The sequence below is a fragment of the Pontimicrobium sp. SW4 genome, from assembly GCF_039954625.1.
In the GTDB taxonomy this organism is placed as follows: domain Bacteria; phylum Bacteroidota; class Bacteroidia; order Flavobacteriales; family Flavobacteriaceae; genus Pontimicrobium.
Window position 1 is genome coordinate 2,399,174 of the sequence record NZ_CP157199.1, and the last position, 16,851, is coordinate 2,416,024.

Here is a 16,851-nt window from a genome sequence, read left to right on the forward strand (position 1 = left end):
TAAACTTCGTAAAACAGCTTTTTGTTTCATTTAGATATTTTATCTTTAAATCATGAGTTCTAATTCCATTAAAATATCAAAAATAAGCAACAAGATTACTTCAAAAAATGAAGACAACTATTACTCGGTTTGTTTACTTCAATCTGATATTGATGCGATTAAAATTGATGGTGTTACTTATGAAAATGTGTCCAACTCCATTTTCTTTTTATTGCCAAGAAACTATTGGAAGATTACAAAAAAAGACGCTTCATCAACTTCAGGTTATGTGCTTTATCTTCCAAAACAAATTTTAGATAATCCGTTGTTAAGTAAACTTCATATTAATGAGGTAAGACTTTTTGCTAATAATGAAATTGCTAAAATAAATCTGGCTCCTGGTATTGAAAAAAGAGCTTTAGATATTCTTGAAATGATTGATGAATTATTAGGCTCTCATTTAAAACACAAGGAAGATGCAATTATCTCACTGTTAAACACATTCTTTGTGTATTGTGATGGACAATGCAATATCAAATCAAACATCAGTGAAAACAATAACAAAAAGAATATTGTATTTAAATACAAAAAACTGGTTAACGAATGGTTTTACAAATATCATGATGTGGAAGACTATGCAAAACTTCTTAATCTGTCTAGTAAATATTTAAACGAATGTGTTAAAGAAACACTTGACACAAATGCAAAAAGCCTGATTACCGAACAACGCATAATGCGAGCGCGTCACGAATTGAAATTTTCCGATAAAACTATTAAAGAAATTGGTTACGAATTAGGCTTTTCTTCGCCAGATTATTTTAGCTATTTCTACAAACAACATACAGGAATAACACCTTCAAAGCTCAGAAAAAGCTAGTATTTCCTAAATTCTAAGGTTTTACCGTGTTTTTCATGCTTTAGGATTCTTTCATTTAAATTACATTGTAAAAAACTTTTACAATGGATAGAAAACAATTTATAAAAACATCAGGAATTGGTTTAGGTTTAACACTACTTCCAGGAATAATTCAAAGTCAAACTTCAAACAACAGTATTAATTTTGAAGGCATGGAACCTAAAATTATAAGAGATGCTGATGGAAAAGTGCTCAATGTTATTGGTGACATTCAAACTCACAAACTTGTAGGTAAAAATACAGGAAACCAGATTGTAGAATGGGTAGATAATGTTGAACCAGGTGTTGGTATTCCACCACATATTCACACTAAAGAAGATGAGATTTTTAGAGTGATAAAAGGACAAATAGAAATTATGGTTGATGGAAAAACAACTGTTTTAAATGAAGGTGACATTGCTTTTGCACCTAAAAACATATCTCATTCATGGAAAGTGGTTGGAACTGAAAAGGCCAAAATGATTACAAGTGCATTTCCTGCTGGAATTGAATTTATGTTTAAAGAATTATCCGAACTTCCTGAAGGTCCACCAGACTTTCCAAAAGTCGCTGAGATTTGTGGCAGACATGGAATTACGTTTGTTTAAGCGAATAATTTTTATTGTACTCTGTTGTCACACTGAGCGCAGTCGAAATGTAATGAGATACTGAATTAAGTTAAGCATGACAAAATCAATGAATTAAATTCTTAAAAACAAACCATTTTGTCATTCCGCACTTGATGCGGAATCTACATGGAATAAATTAACTTTAAAATGGATTCCTGCCTTCGCAGGAATGACAGACTAAGTAATTAAACTTTTTACCTCCTCAAAATCCAATCCTCCATAATTGCCTGAACTCATCAAGAGTAAAGCTTTATTATCAAAATTTTGGGAGAACAGGAATTGTTTAAAATCGTCTGGATTGGTATAAATAATTAAATCATCACGCTCAAAAGCATTGGCTATTTGCTCATGCGTAACTTCTTTTAATTTTTTAATTTCTACAGCATGAGGCGAATAAAATACCACAGCTACATCAGCTGCATCTAAAGCGCCTTTGTACTCTTTTAAAAATTCAGCATTTAAACTTGAGTAAGTGTGTAATTCTAAACAAGCTACTACTACTCTATCTTGGTATTGTTCTTTTACAGCATTAGTGGTTGCCTCAACTTTACTTGGTGAATGTGCAAAATCCTTAAAAGCAACACTATTATTACTTTCAGCTATTTTTTCTAAGCGCTTACTTGCACCTTTAAAAGTAGAAACGGCTTCATAAAAATCGTCTTCGTCAATTCCCATGTGTTGGCAAATCCACTTTGCTCCTGCCAAATTGTTCAGGTTGTGCTTTCCAAACACTTCAATTGGTAAAGGCCCTTCAGGGGTTTCCAATAAGGTGACTCCATTCTCAACTGTGTATTCTGGTGTGTGGTAAGGCAATTTTCTAATGGTGTTCTCAGAAGCTTCAACAACGCGTTTCACTTCAGCATCTTCTTCATTATAATTAATACTTCCACCATTAACAATGCTGTCTACAAAAATGCTAAACTGCTCTACGTAATTGTCATAAGTTGGGAACACGTTAATATGATCCCAAGCAATACCACTTAACAAGGCAATATTTGGTTTGTATAAATGAAATTTTGGACGTCTATCTATTGGTGAACTCAAATACTCATCACCTTCCAGTACAATAAAATCGTTATCTTCAGTGAGTTTTACCATCACATCAAAACCTTCCAATTGTGCGCCAACCATGTAATCAACATCTCTATCATGGTAATGCATCACATGTAAAATCATAGACGTTATAGTTGTTTTGCCATGGCTTCCACCAATAACCACACGAGTTTTGTCTTTAGATTGCTCGTACAGAAACTCAGGATAACTATAAATTTTCAAACCTAATTCTTGAGCTTTCAATAGTTCAGGATTATCTGCCTTTGCATGCATTCCTAAAACGATAGCATCTAAATTCTGAGTGATTTTTTCCGGAAACCAACCAAAAGCTTCAGGCAATAAGCCTTTAACTTCTAATCTAGATTTTGAAGGATCGTGAATGATATCATCGCTTCCAGTAATGTTATAGCCTTTATTGTGAAGTGCTATGGCCAGATTGTGCATTGCAGCACCACCAATAGCAATAAAATGTACGTTCATAGTAAAATATAATTCGAAATGTCACTTCGAGTGATTCCTAATATTTCGGAATTGTATCGAGAAGTAAATATAATAATTGATGCTAGAAGATAGAAGTTTGAAGTTAGAAGTTTTTTTGACAACATTAATTTTGTTCTTTAGTAGATTCCTGCCTTCGCAGGAATGACAAATTCTATAGCGAAAGTATTTTCTCCTTCTCTTCTTTTGCTTGCTTAAAATCCGAACGAATATCAAGTGCTTTATCAATCCACTTTAAAGCCTCTTGTTTGTTTGCTCTGTGTTTCTGTATTTGTGCCAATCTATAATAAGCCCATTCTACTGGAACTCCATCTTTTGCAGAATGATTTTCAATGTACATTTTCAAACAACGTTCGCCTTTGTCTAACTCAATATTATAGTCTGCACTAACTTTTCCTATTTGATAATGCAAGTGATTTTTATTGTGTTTTTCATAGGCTTCTTCTATATTGGATATCGCTTTTAAAGGTTGTTTTTCAGCTTCATACAAATTGGTGAGCTTGTCATAACAGGTTAAAGAACCTCCAATCTCAATGGCTTTTTTGTAATAAGTTTCAGCAAGCTCTGGTTCTTTATCATATTCATATATATAACCTTTTGCCAAGTAACCATCAACTTTTGATAATTGTTCCAACTCATCAGCATATTTAAGCGACTTACTTTTACTTCCTCCAATAATTCCTGGTAACTGCATGTACAACTCCACCAAAGCCCAACGTGTATCTATATGTTTTGGGTCAAGCTCTGCTGCTGTTAAAAAAGCCTCTTTAACGTCACCAATAATTCCTAAAGCTTTAAATTTATTTACTTCAAGCGCTTTCATACCCAAAGCACCTCCAAATTTATAATGATAATTAGCATTATCATTTTTAGCATTGACAAGTTTTTTGTATTGTTCAATAGCGTTGTCCCATTTTTTTTGATGTCCATAAGCATCTCCTAAAAGCTCTATAGCTTTTAAATTACTCGGATTTTTCTTTACATAAGCACTAGCTATTTTTTCAGCTTCTACAAATTGTTTTTGTTGGAATAGCTGATTAACTTCAATCATGATTGATTGAGAGAAACTAAATATTGGAAACAATAGTAAAAACAAAAACTTTTTCATGTGATATAAGTCGAAAGTGCAAATTTAAACTTTCGTTTTAACTTTTAAAATAGGTAACTTTACTCATCCAACGAAGCAATTCACTCAATTCGTATTTTTTGGAACACATTTTGAATGTATTATCGTAGAAAACATCAAACATGAACAAAACAATTACCGTCATAATGATTCTGCTATTCGCAAACCTAGGCTATTCACAAAATAATTATACTGATTTATGGAAATCTGTCGAAAAATTTGAAGTTGAAGGTTTACCAAAATCTGCTCTAGAGGTAGTCGAAACAATTAGCAAAAAAGCAGAAAATGATGATAACAATATTCAACGTATTAAAGCATTGCTATTTAAAAGTAAGTTTGCGTTAGTTCTCGAAGAAGATGCTCAATTAAAAATTATCGCTGATTTTAAAACACAAATTTCTAAAAGTGAATTTCCAACAAAAAATATTTTAGAAAACTTATTAGCAAACTTACATTGGCAATATTTTCAACAAAATAGATGGCAATTTTATAATAGAACAAAAACTTCAGAAAAAGTAGATAAAGACGATTTTAGAACTTGGGATTTACAAACCTTATTTGATGAGATTAGCGTGCATTATCAAAATTCATTAGAGCAACAATTATTGCTTCAGCTTGAAGGTTTAAAAAACTACGATGAGCTATTAATCTTGCAAGAAGATTCCAAAACTTTTAGACCAACACTTTTCGATTTTCTAGCTCATAATGCTTTGGAATTTTATACCACTGACGAAAATAGCATCACCAAACCTACTTACAAGTTTGAAATTGATAATGCCCAGTTTTTAAGTGATTCGCAACGCTTTTCGCGATTGAACATCACCTCAAAAGACAGAAGCTCTTTACAGTTACAAGCCTTAAAATTGTATCAAGAGTTAACCAAATTTCATCTAAAAGATAAAGAACCTTATGCACTTGCTGATGTTGACATCAATCGTTTATTGTATGTGAAGCAGCATGCTACTTTTAGTGATATTGATACTAAACTATTAGAAACCTTAAAAGCTGAAAGCAACCGTTTAAAATCACACGAAGTGTCTGCTTTATATGATTTTGAAATAGCTTCAATCTATTTTGAACAAGGCAATACCTATCAACCTACAACCAGCGAGACACATCGTTGGAAACTCAAAGAAGCAATTGAAATATGTGATGCTGTCATCAATAAATTCCCTAAAAGCAAAGGTGCTGAAAAGTGCCAAATTTTAAAGCAGCAAATCCTTCAGTCCTCGTTACAAATTACAGCTGAAAGTCATTTGCCAATCCACTCAAATTCGCGGTTATTAATTCGATACAAAAACCTTGAAAACTTAGCTTTTAAAGTCTATCAATTAAGTAGAAATCAATATGAAACGCTAAATACAACCTACAGAAAAGAAGAGCAACTCGCATTTATTAAAAAGCTAAAGGTCGATAAACAATGGCAAAGTAATTTGCCTAATGAAAACGATTATCAGACACACACAACTGAAGTGGTTGTTCCTGCATTAAACAATGGCTATTTTGTAGTGTTTGCATCACCTGAAACCTCAAATGAACAAACCTTTGCTTTTGCAACACTTCAAGTCACTAATATGGCAATTGTAGATAAAAGTGACAGCAAAAACTACATTTATCAAGTCATTGATAGAAACAACGGACAACCTATTGCTAATACAAAAGTGACGTTAAACTTTAGTAGAGGCAATAACAATGAGCAAACCGAACATAAGACCACAAACTCTAATGGCGAAATTCAACTCACCAAAGCTAAAGATCGTTGGAGACTTAACATGATTGTTCAAAATAAAAATGACATAGCTTATTTTGACAACTACAATCTATACAGATATTACAATGACGATAAAGAAGAAAGAGTAACCTACAACGCTTTTTTATTTACTGACCGAAGTATTTACAGACCTGGACAAACGGTTTATTTTAAAGGCATTGCCATGAAAGCTGAAAATGGGAAATCTGAGGTTTTAGAAAAAGAAGCTGTCATTGCAACGCTTTTTGATGTCAATAATGAAATTATTTCTCAACACAATTTAAAGACCAATGATTTTGGTTCAATTTCTGGCGAATTTATCCTACCAAGTAATGGCTTAAACGGAGAATTTCGAATTGAAATATATTCAGTCAACAATAATAGATTTAGATCGAATACTTATATCTCAGTCGAAGAATACAAACGTCCTAAATTTGAAACTACTTTCAATCCAGTTACTGAAACTTATAAAATAAACGATTCTGTGACCGTAAAAGGAAAGGCGTTGGCTTACGCTGGAAGCAACATTACTGATGCCAAAGTGGTGTATCGTGTGCATAGAAAAGTGCAATATCCTCGTTGGTATTATTGGTATCGTCCTTGGTTTAATAGCGAACCAAAAGAAATCACTCATGGTGAAACTATCACAAATGAGAAAGGTGAATTTGAAATCACTTTTAAAGCGCAACCAGATGAAAGCGTTAATAAAGGCAGCTTACCTATTTTTAATTATGAAATCATTGCAGATGTCACTGATTTAAATGGTGAAACCAGAAGTGCAACCACTATCGTCAATGTTGGCTATCATGCCTTAACAGCCAATGTTTCGGTGGATGCTAAACTGGATAAAACTCAAAAGAATCACAAACTAAGGATTGACACCAAAAACCTAAATGGTGAATTTGTACCAGCAAAAGGAATTATAAAAATATACAAATTAATTGCGCCTAAACATGTATTGAGGCGGCGTCCTTGGAAAGCACCAGATTATCAAATGCTTTCTGAAAGTGAGTTTAAACAACTGTTTCCTCATGATGCTTATACCAATGAACATGATAGTAACCAGTGGAAAAAAGGAACACTCGTTTTAGAGAAGTCATTCGATACAGAAATATCAAAAGAACTTGCTTTAGGAAAGACTAAAAAATGGGAATCTGGACAATTTATTATTGTTTTGGAAACCAAAGACAAGTTTGGTCAAGAGGTAAAAGACCAAATAAAAACCACCTTGTATAGCGATAAAGACAAGCAGGTTTCTGACAACCAATTATTTGCTGTTACGACTGACAAATCGAAGTATAACATTGGAGATACAGCTGAAATCACATTTGCATCTGCAGCTAATCTCACAGTAACCGTTGACATTGAAAAAGACCACAAAATAATTAAAACTGAAGTTATCCATCTTGATAATAATAAAGAAACTATTTGTATTCCTGTCGATAAAAAAGACTTAGGAGGTTTTGTGGTGCATTACAGTTTTGCTGCCTTTAATAGTTTTGAAAGTGGCGTGGTAAACATTAGCGTACCATATCCAAAAACAGATTTGGACATTGAAACATTCACGTTTAGAGATAAGCTACAACCTGGAACTGACGAAACTTGGAGTTTTAAAATAAAAGGACCAAAAGGCGATAAAGTCTCTGCCGAATTATTAGCAAGCATGTATGATGCATCTTTAGACCAGTTTAAACCACATCAATGGAATTTTAATCCAATTCAAAATCCAATATATCGAAGCGCTTCATATAGGAATGCTAGACAAGGGTTTGGAACGGTGAATTTTAGAGTACATCGAGATAGAACAGCATATTACCAGTTTAAAACACAGCAGTATGACTATTTTAATTGGTTTGGATTTAACTTCAACTTTAACAAGTGGCAATATGACAATTATGTTAAATCTCTAAGATTAAAATCCGAATCAGAATATGATGATTCTATTAAAAAAGGGTATGTTTCAGGAACTATCTTCAATGAACAAGGTAATCCATTACCTGGAGTGAATGTTATCGTGAAAGGTACTACAAGAGGCACTCAAACAGATTTTGATGGTAATTTTAGTATAGAAGCTACAAAAAATGAAATACTGGTTTTTAGTTATGTTGGATTTACTTCACGTGAAATCAATCTTGATAAAAACAATAGTCTAAGCATTTCAATGGCTGAGGATTCTGCACATTTAGATGAAGTTGTTGTTACTGGCTATGGAACTCAACAGAGGAGAGCAAAATTAAGTTCTTCTGTTTCTGTTAGTTATGAAAGTATTGCTGAAACTGAAGAAGATGTTGCTTCAATATTATCTGGAAAAGTAGCAGGAGTTCAAATAACTGAAGAAGTAGAAGGTTCTGACTTCTCAGGTGTTACCATTCGCAAAAACCTTCAAGAAACTGCCTTTTTCTTTCCACATTTACAAACAGATGCAGAAGGCAATGTGACCTTTAGTTTCTCCACACCAGAAGCCTTAACCAAATGGAAATTACAATTAGTAGCACATACTAAAGCCTTGGAAAGTGCTGTCACATCATTAGAAACAGTCACTCAAAAAGAACTGATGGTTATTCCAAATACACCTCGTTTTTTACGTGAAGGTGACCAAATCACTATTAGCACCAAAATCGCAAACCTTTCAGATAAGCAACTTTCAGGTCAAGCGAAATTAGAGCTAACAGATGCAATCTCAGGAAAAGACATTTCGCATCTACTAATCCGAAAACAAGCTAGTTCTCCTCCTTTGGAGGAGTTAGAGGAGGCTTCCTTTACTGTAGACGCCAAAGGCAACACACAAGTATCTTGGCAATTGGATATTCCAGACACAGTACAAGCAGTACAATACAAAGTCATAGCAAAAGCTGGCGATTTTAGTGATGGCGAACAAAACGCTTTACCAGTCTTAAGTAACAGAATGTTAGTGACCGAAACCTTACCAATGTGGATAAGAAGCAACGAAACCAGAACATTCACTTTAGATAAGCTAAAAACAAACACCTCGACAACGCTTAAACATCATAAACTTACATTAGAGATGACAAGCAATCCAGCTTGGTATGCTGTTCAAGCCTTACCATACTTAATGGAATATCCTTATGAGTGTAATGAGCAAACCTTTTCAAGATATTATGCTAATGCCTTAGCAAGTCATATTGCGAATAGCAATCCTAGAATTCAAGAAGTCTTTAATCAATGGAGAAATGCTGACGCACTTATTTCTAATCTTGAAAAAAATGAGGAACTTAAATCTATTCTCATTCAAGAAACACCTTGGTTACGAGATGCACAAAGCGAAACCGAACAGAAAAAACGCATTGCTCTGTTATTCGACATGAACAAAATGAGTAACGAGTTACAATCGGCTTTACGTAAACTGCAAAACAATCAAATGACTTCTGGTGCTTGGGCTTGGTTTAATGGTGGACGTGAAAATCGCTATATCACACAACACATTATTACTGGTTTTGGTCATTTAAAACAATTAAATGTCACCCTGAGCGCAGTCGAAGGGTCTCAACCAAACATGATTCAAAAAGCCATTCAATATTTAGATGCTGAATTCATAAAAGAATACAAAGACATTAGAAAGTATAACAAAGATGTCGATTTAAGCAAAGACCATCTAAGTTATACACAACTGCATTATTTGTATATGCGAAGCTTCTTCTCTGACATTGAAAAATCAAAAGAAGTGGAAGATATCACAGCATATTATCATTCTCAAATCAAAAAATATTGGCTATCTCGCTCATTGTATGCAAAAGGATTGATGGCTTTAGTGGTTGATAGAATGGATGACAAAACGACTTCAATTAAAATTTTAAAGTCATTAAAAGAGAATAGCATTACTTCGGATGAATTAGGAATGTATTGGAAAGAAAACACCAATTCGTGGTATTGGTATCAAGCACCAATTGAAACGCAAGCCTTATTAATTGAAGCTTTTGCAGAAATTGAGAACGATACTGAAACTATTGATAACCTTAAAATATGGTTACTTAAAAACAAGCAAACCAACCAATGGAAAACGACCAAAGCAACTACTGAAGCTGTATATGCTTTATTGTTGCAAGGTAGTGATTGGTTAAGCGTTACTGATTTGGTTGATGTAGTTTTAGGAGGGAAAGAAATTAATCCAACTAAACTAGAAAACGTAAAAGTTGAAGCTGGTACTGGTTATTATAAAACCTCTTGGAATGGTTCTGAAATTCAACCAGAAATGGCAGACGTAAAACTCACCAAAAAAGGCGATGGTATTGCTTGGGGAAGTTTGTATTGGCAGTATTTTGAAGATTTAGATAAGATTACTTCAGCGGAAACACCTTTAAAATTGAATAAAAAATTATTCCTAAAAACCAATACAGACAAAGGCGAAGAAATTACTGAAATCACTTCTGACACGAAATTGCAAGTTGGTGATTTGGTAAGAGTTCGAATCGAATTACGAAGTGATAGAACTATGGAATTTATGCATATGAAAGATATGCGAGCTGCTGGATTAGAACCCGTAAATGTGTTGTCACAATACAAATGGCAAGATGGGTTGGGTTATTATGAAAGCACCAAAGATACAAGCACTAATTTCTTTTTTGACTTTTTACCAAAAGGCGTGTATGTTTTTGAATATGATTTACGTGTGAACAATGCTGGAAATATGAGTAACGGTATTACAACCATACAAAGCATGTATGCTCCAGAATTTAGTAGTCATAGTGAAGGTGTTAGGATAAATATAGAATAAAAAAGAGGCTTAAAGCCTCTTTTTTATTCTATAAACGCTTGGTTATTAATGCCAATTGCCCCATGTGGTTTGCTTGATGTTCCATAACATGAAACCAAGCCCAATGGTTACTCATACTTCTATTCTTTTTAGAAAACCATTTGTCATCTTTGGTCTTTAAAAGCTCCTTAGTTTTTGCTCTAACATCGTTATAAATATCTAAATAATATTGAATAGGTTTCCCTTGTAATTCGCTTCTAGCTTTAGCACCTAAGTTTAAAGCCATATCCCATTTTTCTCTTTCTTCTTTATTAAATCCTCTATTTTCAAAAGTATAGACTTGATAATAGGCTTCGGTTGCTGCTAAATGATAAATGATTGCTCCTATTCTATTGGCATTTTCATCTAATAAAAAATCTGTTTGCTCTTGATTTAAATTTACAACCAATCGTTCTACACGTTGTTTTAAATTATCAAGCATCGATATCATATTTCCAATATCGTTTGTAAATCCCTTTGGAGGTTCTATAGTGTTTTGAGCTTGTACTGAAACTGTAAAAATTGTAAAAACTAATAATTTGGCAAGTATTTTCATTTTATGAGTGATTTAAATTATTATTAAATTAAGATAAAACAAATCTCACGTAAAATGAATTAACACAGACTTAACTATCAAAAAAACGTTAATTGTTTTTGGGAGGATACCCTTTTAGTACTTTTTCAACAATGGCTTTAATACGTATTTCTTTTTGCTCTGACGATGCATTTGGATTATAACCAGATTCGCTTACAGCCTGCCAAAATAGACCAATACCATTTTCGTCATGAAAATCGAATACTATTTCTCGATTTAATTTTGGTTGACCTATTGGTAATCCGATAGAAATACCACCACCTACATTACGCCCACTTCCACCTACTCCAACACCTACAGAATTTCTTTGAGTATTTTGAAATTCGGAACTTGTGATATCAACAAAAAAGTCTGGAGTATCAGATAATGCCAGCCCTTTGACAGATAAAGCTTCATCTAGAGCATTTAATAATCGTTTAGTATCAAGTTCACTCAACCCAGTTTCAAGATCAGAATAGTAATTATAGGTTTTGTATTTAGAAAAATTGGTTTGCTTCTCGTAGTCGTATTTCACATAAATTGGTGCGCATGATACAACCATAAATACAGTTAATAAGACAAGTAACTTTTTCATCAACTTAAATTTTATTAAAGTTAATCAAAAATTATTCCTTTTTATCTACCGATCGTGTTAAAGCCGATGAAATAATCCCTGTTGGAATGGCTACTATACCTAAACCTATCATTAAAATAAAAAAAGTGAATACTTTACCACCAACAGTAATTGGATATACATCACCATAACCAACTGTTGTTAAAGTGATAATTGCCCACCAAAGGCTATCAAAAATAGACGTGAAATGTTCTGGTTGCGCTTCGTTTTCAAAATAGTAAATACCTACTGCAGAGAAGTATATTAGCATTAACGTAATGAATATAAAAAGCAATATTTCTTCCTTAGCAGTTTTAATAGCTCGTACAAAATGATTCATTGCTTTGTTATAACGAACTAACTTTAATATTCTAAATAAACGTAAAAAACGTAAGGCTCTCAACGAACGTAAATCTACTCCAAAAGACAAGTAAAAAGGAAGTATAGCAATGAGGTCAATGAGCCCAAAAAAACTAAAAACAAATCTTAACTTACTGTCTGCTACGTAAATTCTTAAAATGTATTCTATGGTAAAAACAACCACGCAAGTAACTTCAATAACTCTTAAAATTGTTCTTGTTTGTGGTGCTAAATTTGGTAATGTTTCAACCGAAAATGTTATTAAAGAGAGTAAAATAAGCGCTTGAATAAAAAAAGCAAACCATCGACTTAATTTATTATCATTAAATTCTACGAAGCTTTTAATAAACGCTCTCATAAATTACACTCATATTAAGAATTCAACATTTTCCAAAGTTTGTCTTTTAACTCTGTAATTCCTTGTTGAGCTACAGAAGATATAAACATATAGTCTATTGGTAAGTTGTTATCTAATTCTTCTTTAAGTTCTGCTTTTAACTCATCATCCAACATATCGCTTTTGGAAATAGCAATAAAACGCTCTTTATCCAACATTTCAGGGTTATAACGTCGTAATTCATCTAACAGAATATCATATTGTTTATGAATGTCATCTGCATCGGCTGGAATCATAAATAACAAAACAGAATTACGCTCTATATGCCTTAAAAAATAGTGCCCAAGACCTTTGCCTTCAGCAGCTCCTTCAATAATTCCAGGAATATCTGCCATAACAAACGACTGATAATCTCTATATTCTACGATACCTAAATTTGGCTTTAGGGTTGTAAACTCATAATCAGCAATTTTTGGCTTTGCTGATGTAATTACAGATAACAATGTAGACTTTCCTACATTTGGAAAACCCACTAAACCAACATCTGCTAAAACTTTAAGTTCAACTGTAATACGCTTTTCCTCAAGAGGAATTCCTGGTTGTGCATATCGAGGTGTTTGGTTAACCGAGTTTTTAAAGTGCCAATTACCTCGACCTCCCATTCCTCCTTCACATAAAATAATTTCTTCATTATTTTCTGTAATTTCAAAAAGAATTTCTTCGGTTTCTGAATCTCTTACAACTGTTCCTAAAGGCACATCTATATATACATCTTCGCCATCGGCTCCAGTACTTCTACTTTTACTTCCATGACCTCCATGACCAGCTTTAAAATGCTTTTTAAACTTTAAATGATATAGCGTCCAAAGGTTTTCATTACCTCTTATAATAACATGGCCTCCACGTCCTCCATCACCACCATCAGGACCGCCTTTAGTAATAAATTTTTCGCGATGAAGATGCACAGAGCCTTTCCCTCCATTTCCAGAAGAGGCAAAAATCTTTACATAATCAACGAAGTTACCCTCTGTCATCTTATTTATTATTTATTGACTAATTGTTATTTTGATTTTGAAAATATCTGACAAGCACAAGCTGCCTCTTTTTAATTTCAAATCTTCAGTCATATTTATATATTAAGATTCCTGCATTAGCAGGAATCAAATTAATTAATTTTTATTTAAAAGTAAAATCTGTTTTATAAACTATCAATCACTTTATTTAAACGCAATGTAATATCTTCTATACTACCAACACCATCTACACCAAAATATTTGCTTTGCGCAGAATAATAGTTTTTTAAAATTGCTGTTTTATTATAATACTCGGTAATTCTACTTCTAATAATACCTTCATCTGCGTCATCGGCTCTACCACTAGTTTTTCCTCTTTCTAGTAAGCGCCCAACAAGGACTTCATCATCCACTTCTAAAGCAATCATTGCATTAATGCTAGAGTCTTTGTCTTCCATTAATTTATCCAATGCTTTTGCTTGTGCTTCAGTACGTGGGAAACCATCAAAAATAAAACCGTTTGCATCTGAGTTTTTTTCCACCTCAGCATTTAACATTTTAATAGTTACTTCATCAGGAACCAACCCTCCTTTATCCATATAAGATTTTGCAAGTGTACCTAAAGCTGTTTCGTTTTTTATATTATATCTAAATACATCTCCTGTAGAAATGTGAACTAGATTATATTTTTCTTTTAAAAATTCAGCTTGCGTTCCTTTTCCTGCTCCTGGAGGTCCGAATAGCACTAAGTTTGTCATGTGTTGTGTTTCTTTTATTTGGTAAACCTCAGGTATATCTCTTCCTAAACCATCATAATCTAATCCGTATCCTACAATAAATTTGTTAGGAATTTCTATACCTACATAATGTAATTTATAGTCTTTTTTGTATGCTTGCGGCTTGTAAAATAACGTTGCAATTATCAGTGATTTTACATTTTCATTTTCAAAAATTCTATGAACTTCTTCAAGTGTATTTCCTGTATCAATAATATCTTCAAGAATCACCACAGTTCTTCCTGTTAAATCTTGTGTCAATCCAATAAGGCGTTGAATATCCTCAGTCGACTTTACACCTTCATAAGATGCTAGCTTAATAAATGTCACCTCGCAAGGCTTAGGGTATTTTTTAACAAAATCACTCACAAACATAAATGAGCCATTCAAAATTCCAACAAATACAGGAACTTCATCACCTAAATCCACAAGAACGTTATCAACCATTTTTGTAATGGCATCATCAATTTCTTGTTCAGAAATAAACGGTTTAAAGTATTTATCGTGAAGCTTTATCACCTTATTAAATTTTGAAAGAGGCAAAGATAATCAATTGATTAAGTTTAAACGATGTTTTGATTTATGTTTTTAGAAATTGGTTCAATATTAAAATGTATTTTTGCATTGAAAACACGAAAAACAAGGCGAAATTTTTAAAATGAATTATTTTTCTTCCAATTTCAAATTAGGTATTCTAGGTGGCGGACAACTTGGTAAGATGTTACTTAATGACACTAGAAAATTCGATATTTACACATGTGTTTTAGACCCTAGTAGTGAAGCTCCTAGTAAAATTGCCAGTAATGAGTTTGTACAGGGCGATTTAATGGATTTTGATACAGTGTACCAATTTGGTAAAAAAGTAGATGTATTAACTATTGAAATTGAAAATGTAAATGTAGATGCTCTTGAAAAGTTGGAAAAGGAAGGCACAAAAGTGTTTCCATCAGCTAAAACTCTACGTACTATTCAAAATAAAGCAAAACAAAAACTATTTTATGTAGATAACAATTTGCCTACTGCTCCTTTTTCTAGATTTGCTTACAAAGATGAGATATTTACAGCAATTGAACACGAATCTTTAGAGTTTCCTTTTGTTTGGAAAAGTGCACAATTTGGATATGATGGTACAGGTGTTAAAGTTGTACGTTCGCATTCTGATTTGGATGAATTACCAAATGTAGAATGTATTACAGAAATATTAATACCATTTAAAAACGAGCTTTCAGTAATTGTTGCCAGAAACGTAGATGGAAACGTAAAAGTGTATCCTGTAGTTGAAATGGAGTTTCATCCTGAAGCTAACCAAGTAGAATATGTTATTTGTCCAGCAAGAATCTCTAAAGAAGTCGCTTTAAAAGCAGAATTAATAGCTTTAAAGACCTCTGCTGCCTTTAAACATGTTGGCTTATTAGCTGTAGAAATGTTTCAAACTAAAGATGACGAAATTTTAATAAACGAAGTGGCTCCCAGACCACATAACTCTGGCCATCATACAATAGAAGCTAGTTACACATCGCAGTTTGAACAACACATAAGAGCTGTTTTAGGCTTACCTTTAGGGAAAACGGATAGTAAAGTTGGCGGCATTATGGTAAACTTAGTTGGTGCTGAAGGATATACTGGAGATGTAGTCTATAAAAATATTGAACAAATTATGACTATGGATGGTGTAACACCACATATTTATGGTAAAAAACAAACACGTCCTTTTCGAAAAATGGGTCATGTAACTATAGTTCATGAAGATATAAATGAAGCACGTAAGATTGCAGCCGATGTTAAAAAGAAAATTAAAGTAATAAGCGAATAATATGGCACAAGTAGGAATAATTATGGGAAGTAATAGTGATCTTCCTGTTATGCAAGAAGCAATAGATATTTTAAAAGGTTTTGATATTGAAGTTGAAGTCGATATTGTTTCAGCTCATAGAACACCCGAAAAAATGTTTGATTACGGTAAAAATGCACATAGCAGAGGCATTAAAGTTATTATTGCAGGCGCTGGAGGCGCAGCTCATTTACCCGGAATGATTGCTTCACTATCTCCATTACCAGTCATTGGTGTTCCGGTAAAATCAAGAAATTCTATTGATGGTTGGGATTCTGTACTATCTATTTTACAAATGCCTGGAGGAGTTCCAGTAGCTACTGTTGCTTTAAATGGTGCTAAAAATGCAGGTATTTTAGCAGCTCAAATTATTGGTGCTTCAGATAAATGTGTCCTTGATAAAATGATTGTTTTTAAAGAAGGTCTTAAGGCAAAAGTTATTGATGCTGCAAAATCTATAAAACAATAAAACCCCAAGCGAGTTGGGGTTTTACAATTGCTATTAATCAACTATTTTTAAGAACCTAAAAGACTCTCTGAAAAAATATCGGCGAAAGTAATATTTTTTAAACAACCACCTAATTTATTAATGTTAATATTCATGAAATCAATTAGTTATAAAGAAAAATATTACAATTAACAATAATTACAATTGAATCTATTACAG

General features: G+C 33.0%; 12 protein-coding genes. 5 read left to right on the forward strand and 7 right to left on the reverse strand.

Annotated elements, in window-relative coordinates; translation table 11 throughout:
• Positions 1–52: 52 nt before the first annotated feature.
• Complete coding sequence (locus ABGB03_RS11260; RefSeq protein ID WP_347922626.1) at positions 53–856, forward strand: helix-turn-helix domain-containing protein; 804 nt, start codon at positions 53–55, stop codon at positions 854–856.
• Positions 857–939: 83 nt separating this feature from the next.
• On the forward strand, positions 940–1,482 hold the full coding sequence (locus ABGB03_RS11265) for a cupin domain-containing protein (protein WP_347922628.1): 543 nt from the start codon (positions 940–942) through the stop codon (positions 1,480–1,482).
• A gap of 198 nt (positions 1,483–1,680) precedes the next feature.
• On the opposite strand, the gene ABGB03_RS11270 is transcribed toward ABGB03_RS11265, so the two are convergent.
• Together ABGB03_RS11270 and ABGB03_RS11275 are read right to left on the reverse strand one after the other, a co-directional pair.
• Positions 1,681–3,036, reverse strand: coding sequence for a Mur ligase family protein (locus ABGB03_RS11270; RefSeq protein ID WP_347922630.1), 1,356 nt, complete (start codon positions 3,034–3,036; stop codon positions 1,681–1,683).
• A 172-nt stretch (positions 3,037–3,208) separates the two neighbouring features.
• On the reverse strand, positions 3,209–4,162 hold the full coding sequence (locus ABGB03_RS11275) for a tetratricopeptide repeat protein (protein ID WP_347922632.1): 954 nt from the start codon (positions 4,160–4,162) through the stop codon (positions 3,209–3,211).
• Positions 4,163–4,302: 140 nt separating this feature from the next.
• On the opposite strand from ABGB03_RS11275, the gene ABGB03_RS11280 reads away from it, so the two are divergent.
• Entirely contained in the window at positions 4,303–10,662 is a 6,360-nt protein-coding gene (locus tag ABGB03_RS11280; RefSeq protein ID WP_347922633.1) for a carboxypeptidase-like regulatory domain-containing protein, read from the forward strand.
• Between the two features lie 28 nt (positions 10,663–10,690).
• Here the strand turns inward: ABGB03_RS11280 and ABGB03_RS11285 are convergent, their stop codons facing one another.
• The 5 genes from ABGB03_RS11285 to ABGB03_RS11305 all read right to left on the reverse strand — a co-directional run bounded on the left by ABGB03_RS11285 (position 10,691) and on the right by ABGB03_RS11305 (position 14,872).
• Entirely contained in the window at positions 10,691–11,236 is a 546-nt protein-coding gene (locus tag ABGB03_RS11285) for a DUF664 domain-containing protein (RefSeq protein WP_347922634.1), read from the reverse strand.
• 88 nt (positions 11,237–11,324) lie between these two features.
• Positions 11,325–11,849: a DUF4136 domain-containing protein gene (locus ABGB03_RS11290; protein WP_347922636.1), complete on the reverse strand. Its 525-nt coding sequence runs from the start codon at positions 11,847–11,849 to the stop codon at positions 11,325–11,327.
• A 31-nt stretch (positions 11,850–11,880) separates the two neighbouring features.
• A complete protein-coding gene (locus ABGB03_RS11295) occupies positions 11,881–12,585 on the reverse strand; it encodes an ion transporter (protein ID WP_347922637.1) in 705 nt (234 codons plus the stop codon).
• Positions 12,586–12,599: 14 nt separating this feature from the next.
• Entirely contained in the window at positions 12,600–13,598 is a 999-nt protein-coding gene (gene obgE / locus ABGB03_RS11300; protein ID WP_347922638.1) for a GTPase ObgE, read from the reverse strand.
• Between the two features lie 164 nt (positions 13,599–13,762).
• On the reverse strand, positions 13,763–14,872 hold the full coding sequence (locus tag ABGB03_RS11305) for an adenylate kinase (protein ID WP_347922640.1): 1,110 nt from the start codon (positions 14,870–14,872) through the stop codon (positions 13,763–13,765).
• A gap of 139 nt (positions 14,873–15,011) precedes the next feature.
• On the opposite strand from ABGB03_RS11305, the gene ABGB03_RS11310 reads away from it, so the two are divergent.
• Together ABGB03_RS11310 and purE are read left to right on the forward strand one after the other, a co-directional pair.
• Positions 15,012–16,166, forward strand: a complete 1,155-nt coding sequence (locus ABGB03_RS11310; RefSeq protein WP_347922642.1) for a 5-(carboxyamino)imidazole ribonucleotide synthase — start codon at positions 15,012–15,014, stop codon at positions 16,164–16,166.
• Position 16,167: 1 nt separating this feature from the next.
• On the forward strand, positions 16,168–16,653 hold the full coding sequence (gene purE, locus ABGB03_RS11315; protein WP_347922644.1) for a 5-(carboxyamino)imidazole ribonucleotide mutase: 486 nt from the start codon (positions 16,168–16,170) through the stop codon (positions 16,651–16,653).
• The last annotated feature ends 198 nt before the right edge of the window (positions 16,654–16,851 follow it).

Bases quoted from the DNA above. Each gene is read 5' to 3' on its own strand.
- ABGB03_RS11260 (WP_347922626.1), top strand. From the start codon at position 53: ATGAGTTCTAATTCCATTAAAATATCAAAAATAAGCAACAAGATTACT.
- ABGB03_RS11265 (WP_347922628.1), top strand. From the start codon at position 940: ATGGATAGAAAACAATTTATAAAAACATCAGGAATTGGTTTAGGTTTA.
- ABGB03_RS11270 (WP_347922630.1), bottom strand. From the start codon at position 3,036: ATGAACGTACATTTTATTGCTATTGGTGGTGCTGCAATGCACAATCTG.
- ABGB03_RS11275 (WP_347922632.1), bottom strand. From the start codon at position 4,162: ATGAAAAAGTTTTTGTTTTTACTATTGTTTCCAATATTTAGTTTCTCT.
- ABGB03_RS11280 (WP_347922633.1), top strand. From the start codon at position 4,303: ATGAACAAAACAATTACCGTCATAATGATTCTGCTATTCGCAAACCTA.
- ABGB03_RS11285 (WP_347922634.1), bottom strand. From the start codon at position 11,236: ATGAAAATACTTGCCAAATTATTAGTTTTTACAATTTTTACAGTTTCA.
- ABGB03_RS11290 (WP_347922636.1), bottom strand. From the start codon at position 11,849: ATGAAAAAGTTACTTGTCTTATTAACTGTATTTATGGTTGTATCATGC.
- ABGB03_RS11295 (WP_347922637.1), bottom strand. From the start codon at position 12,585: ATGAGAGCGTTTATTAAAAGCTTCGTAGAATTTAATGATAATAAATTA.
- obgE (WP_347922638.1), bottom strand. From the start codon at position 13,598: ATGACAGAGGGTAACTTCGTTGATTATGTAAAGATTTTTGCCTCTTCT.
- ABGB03_RS11310 (WP_347922642.1), top strand. From the start codon at position 15,012: ATGAATTATTTTTCTTCCAATTTCAAATTAGGTATTCTAGGTGGCGGA.
- purE (WP_347922644.1), top strand. From the start codon at position 16,168: ATGGCACAAGTAGGAATAATTATGGGAAGTAATAGTGATCTTCCTGTT.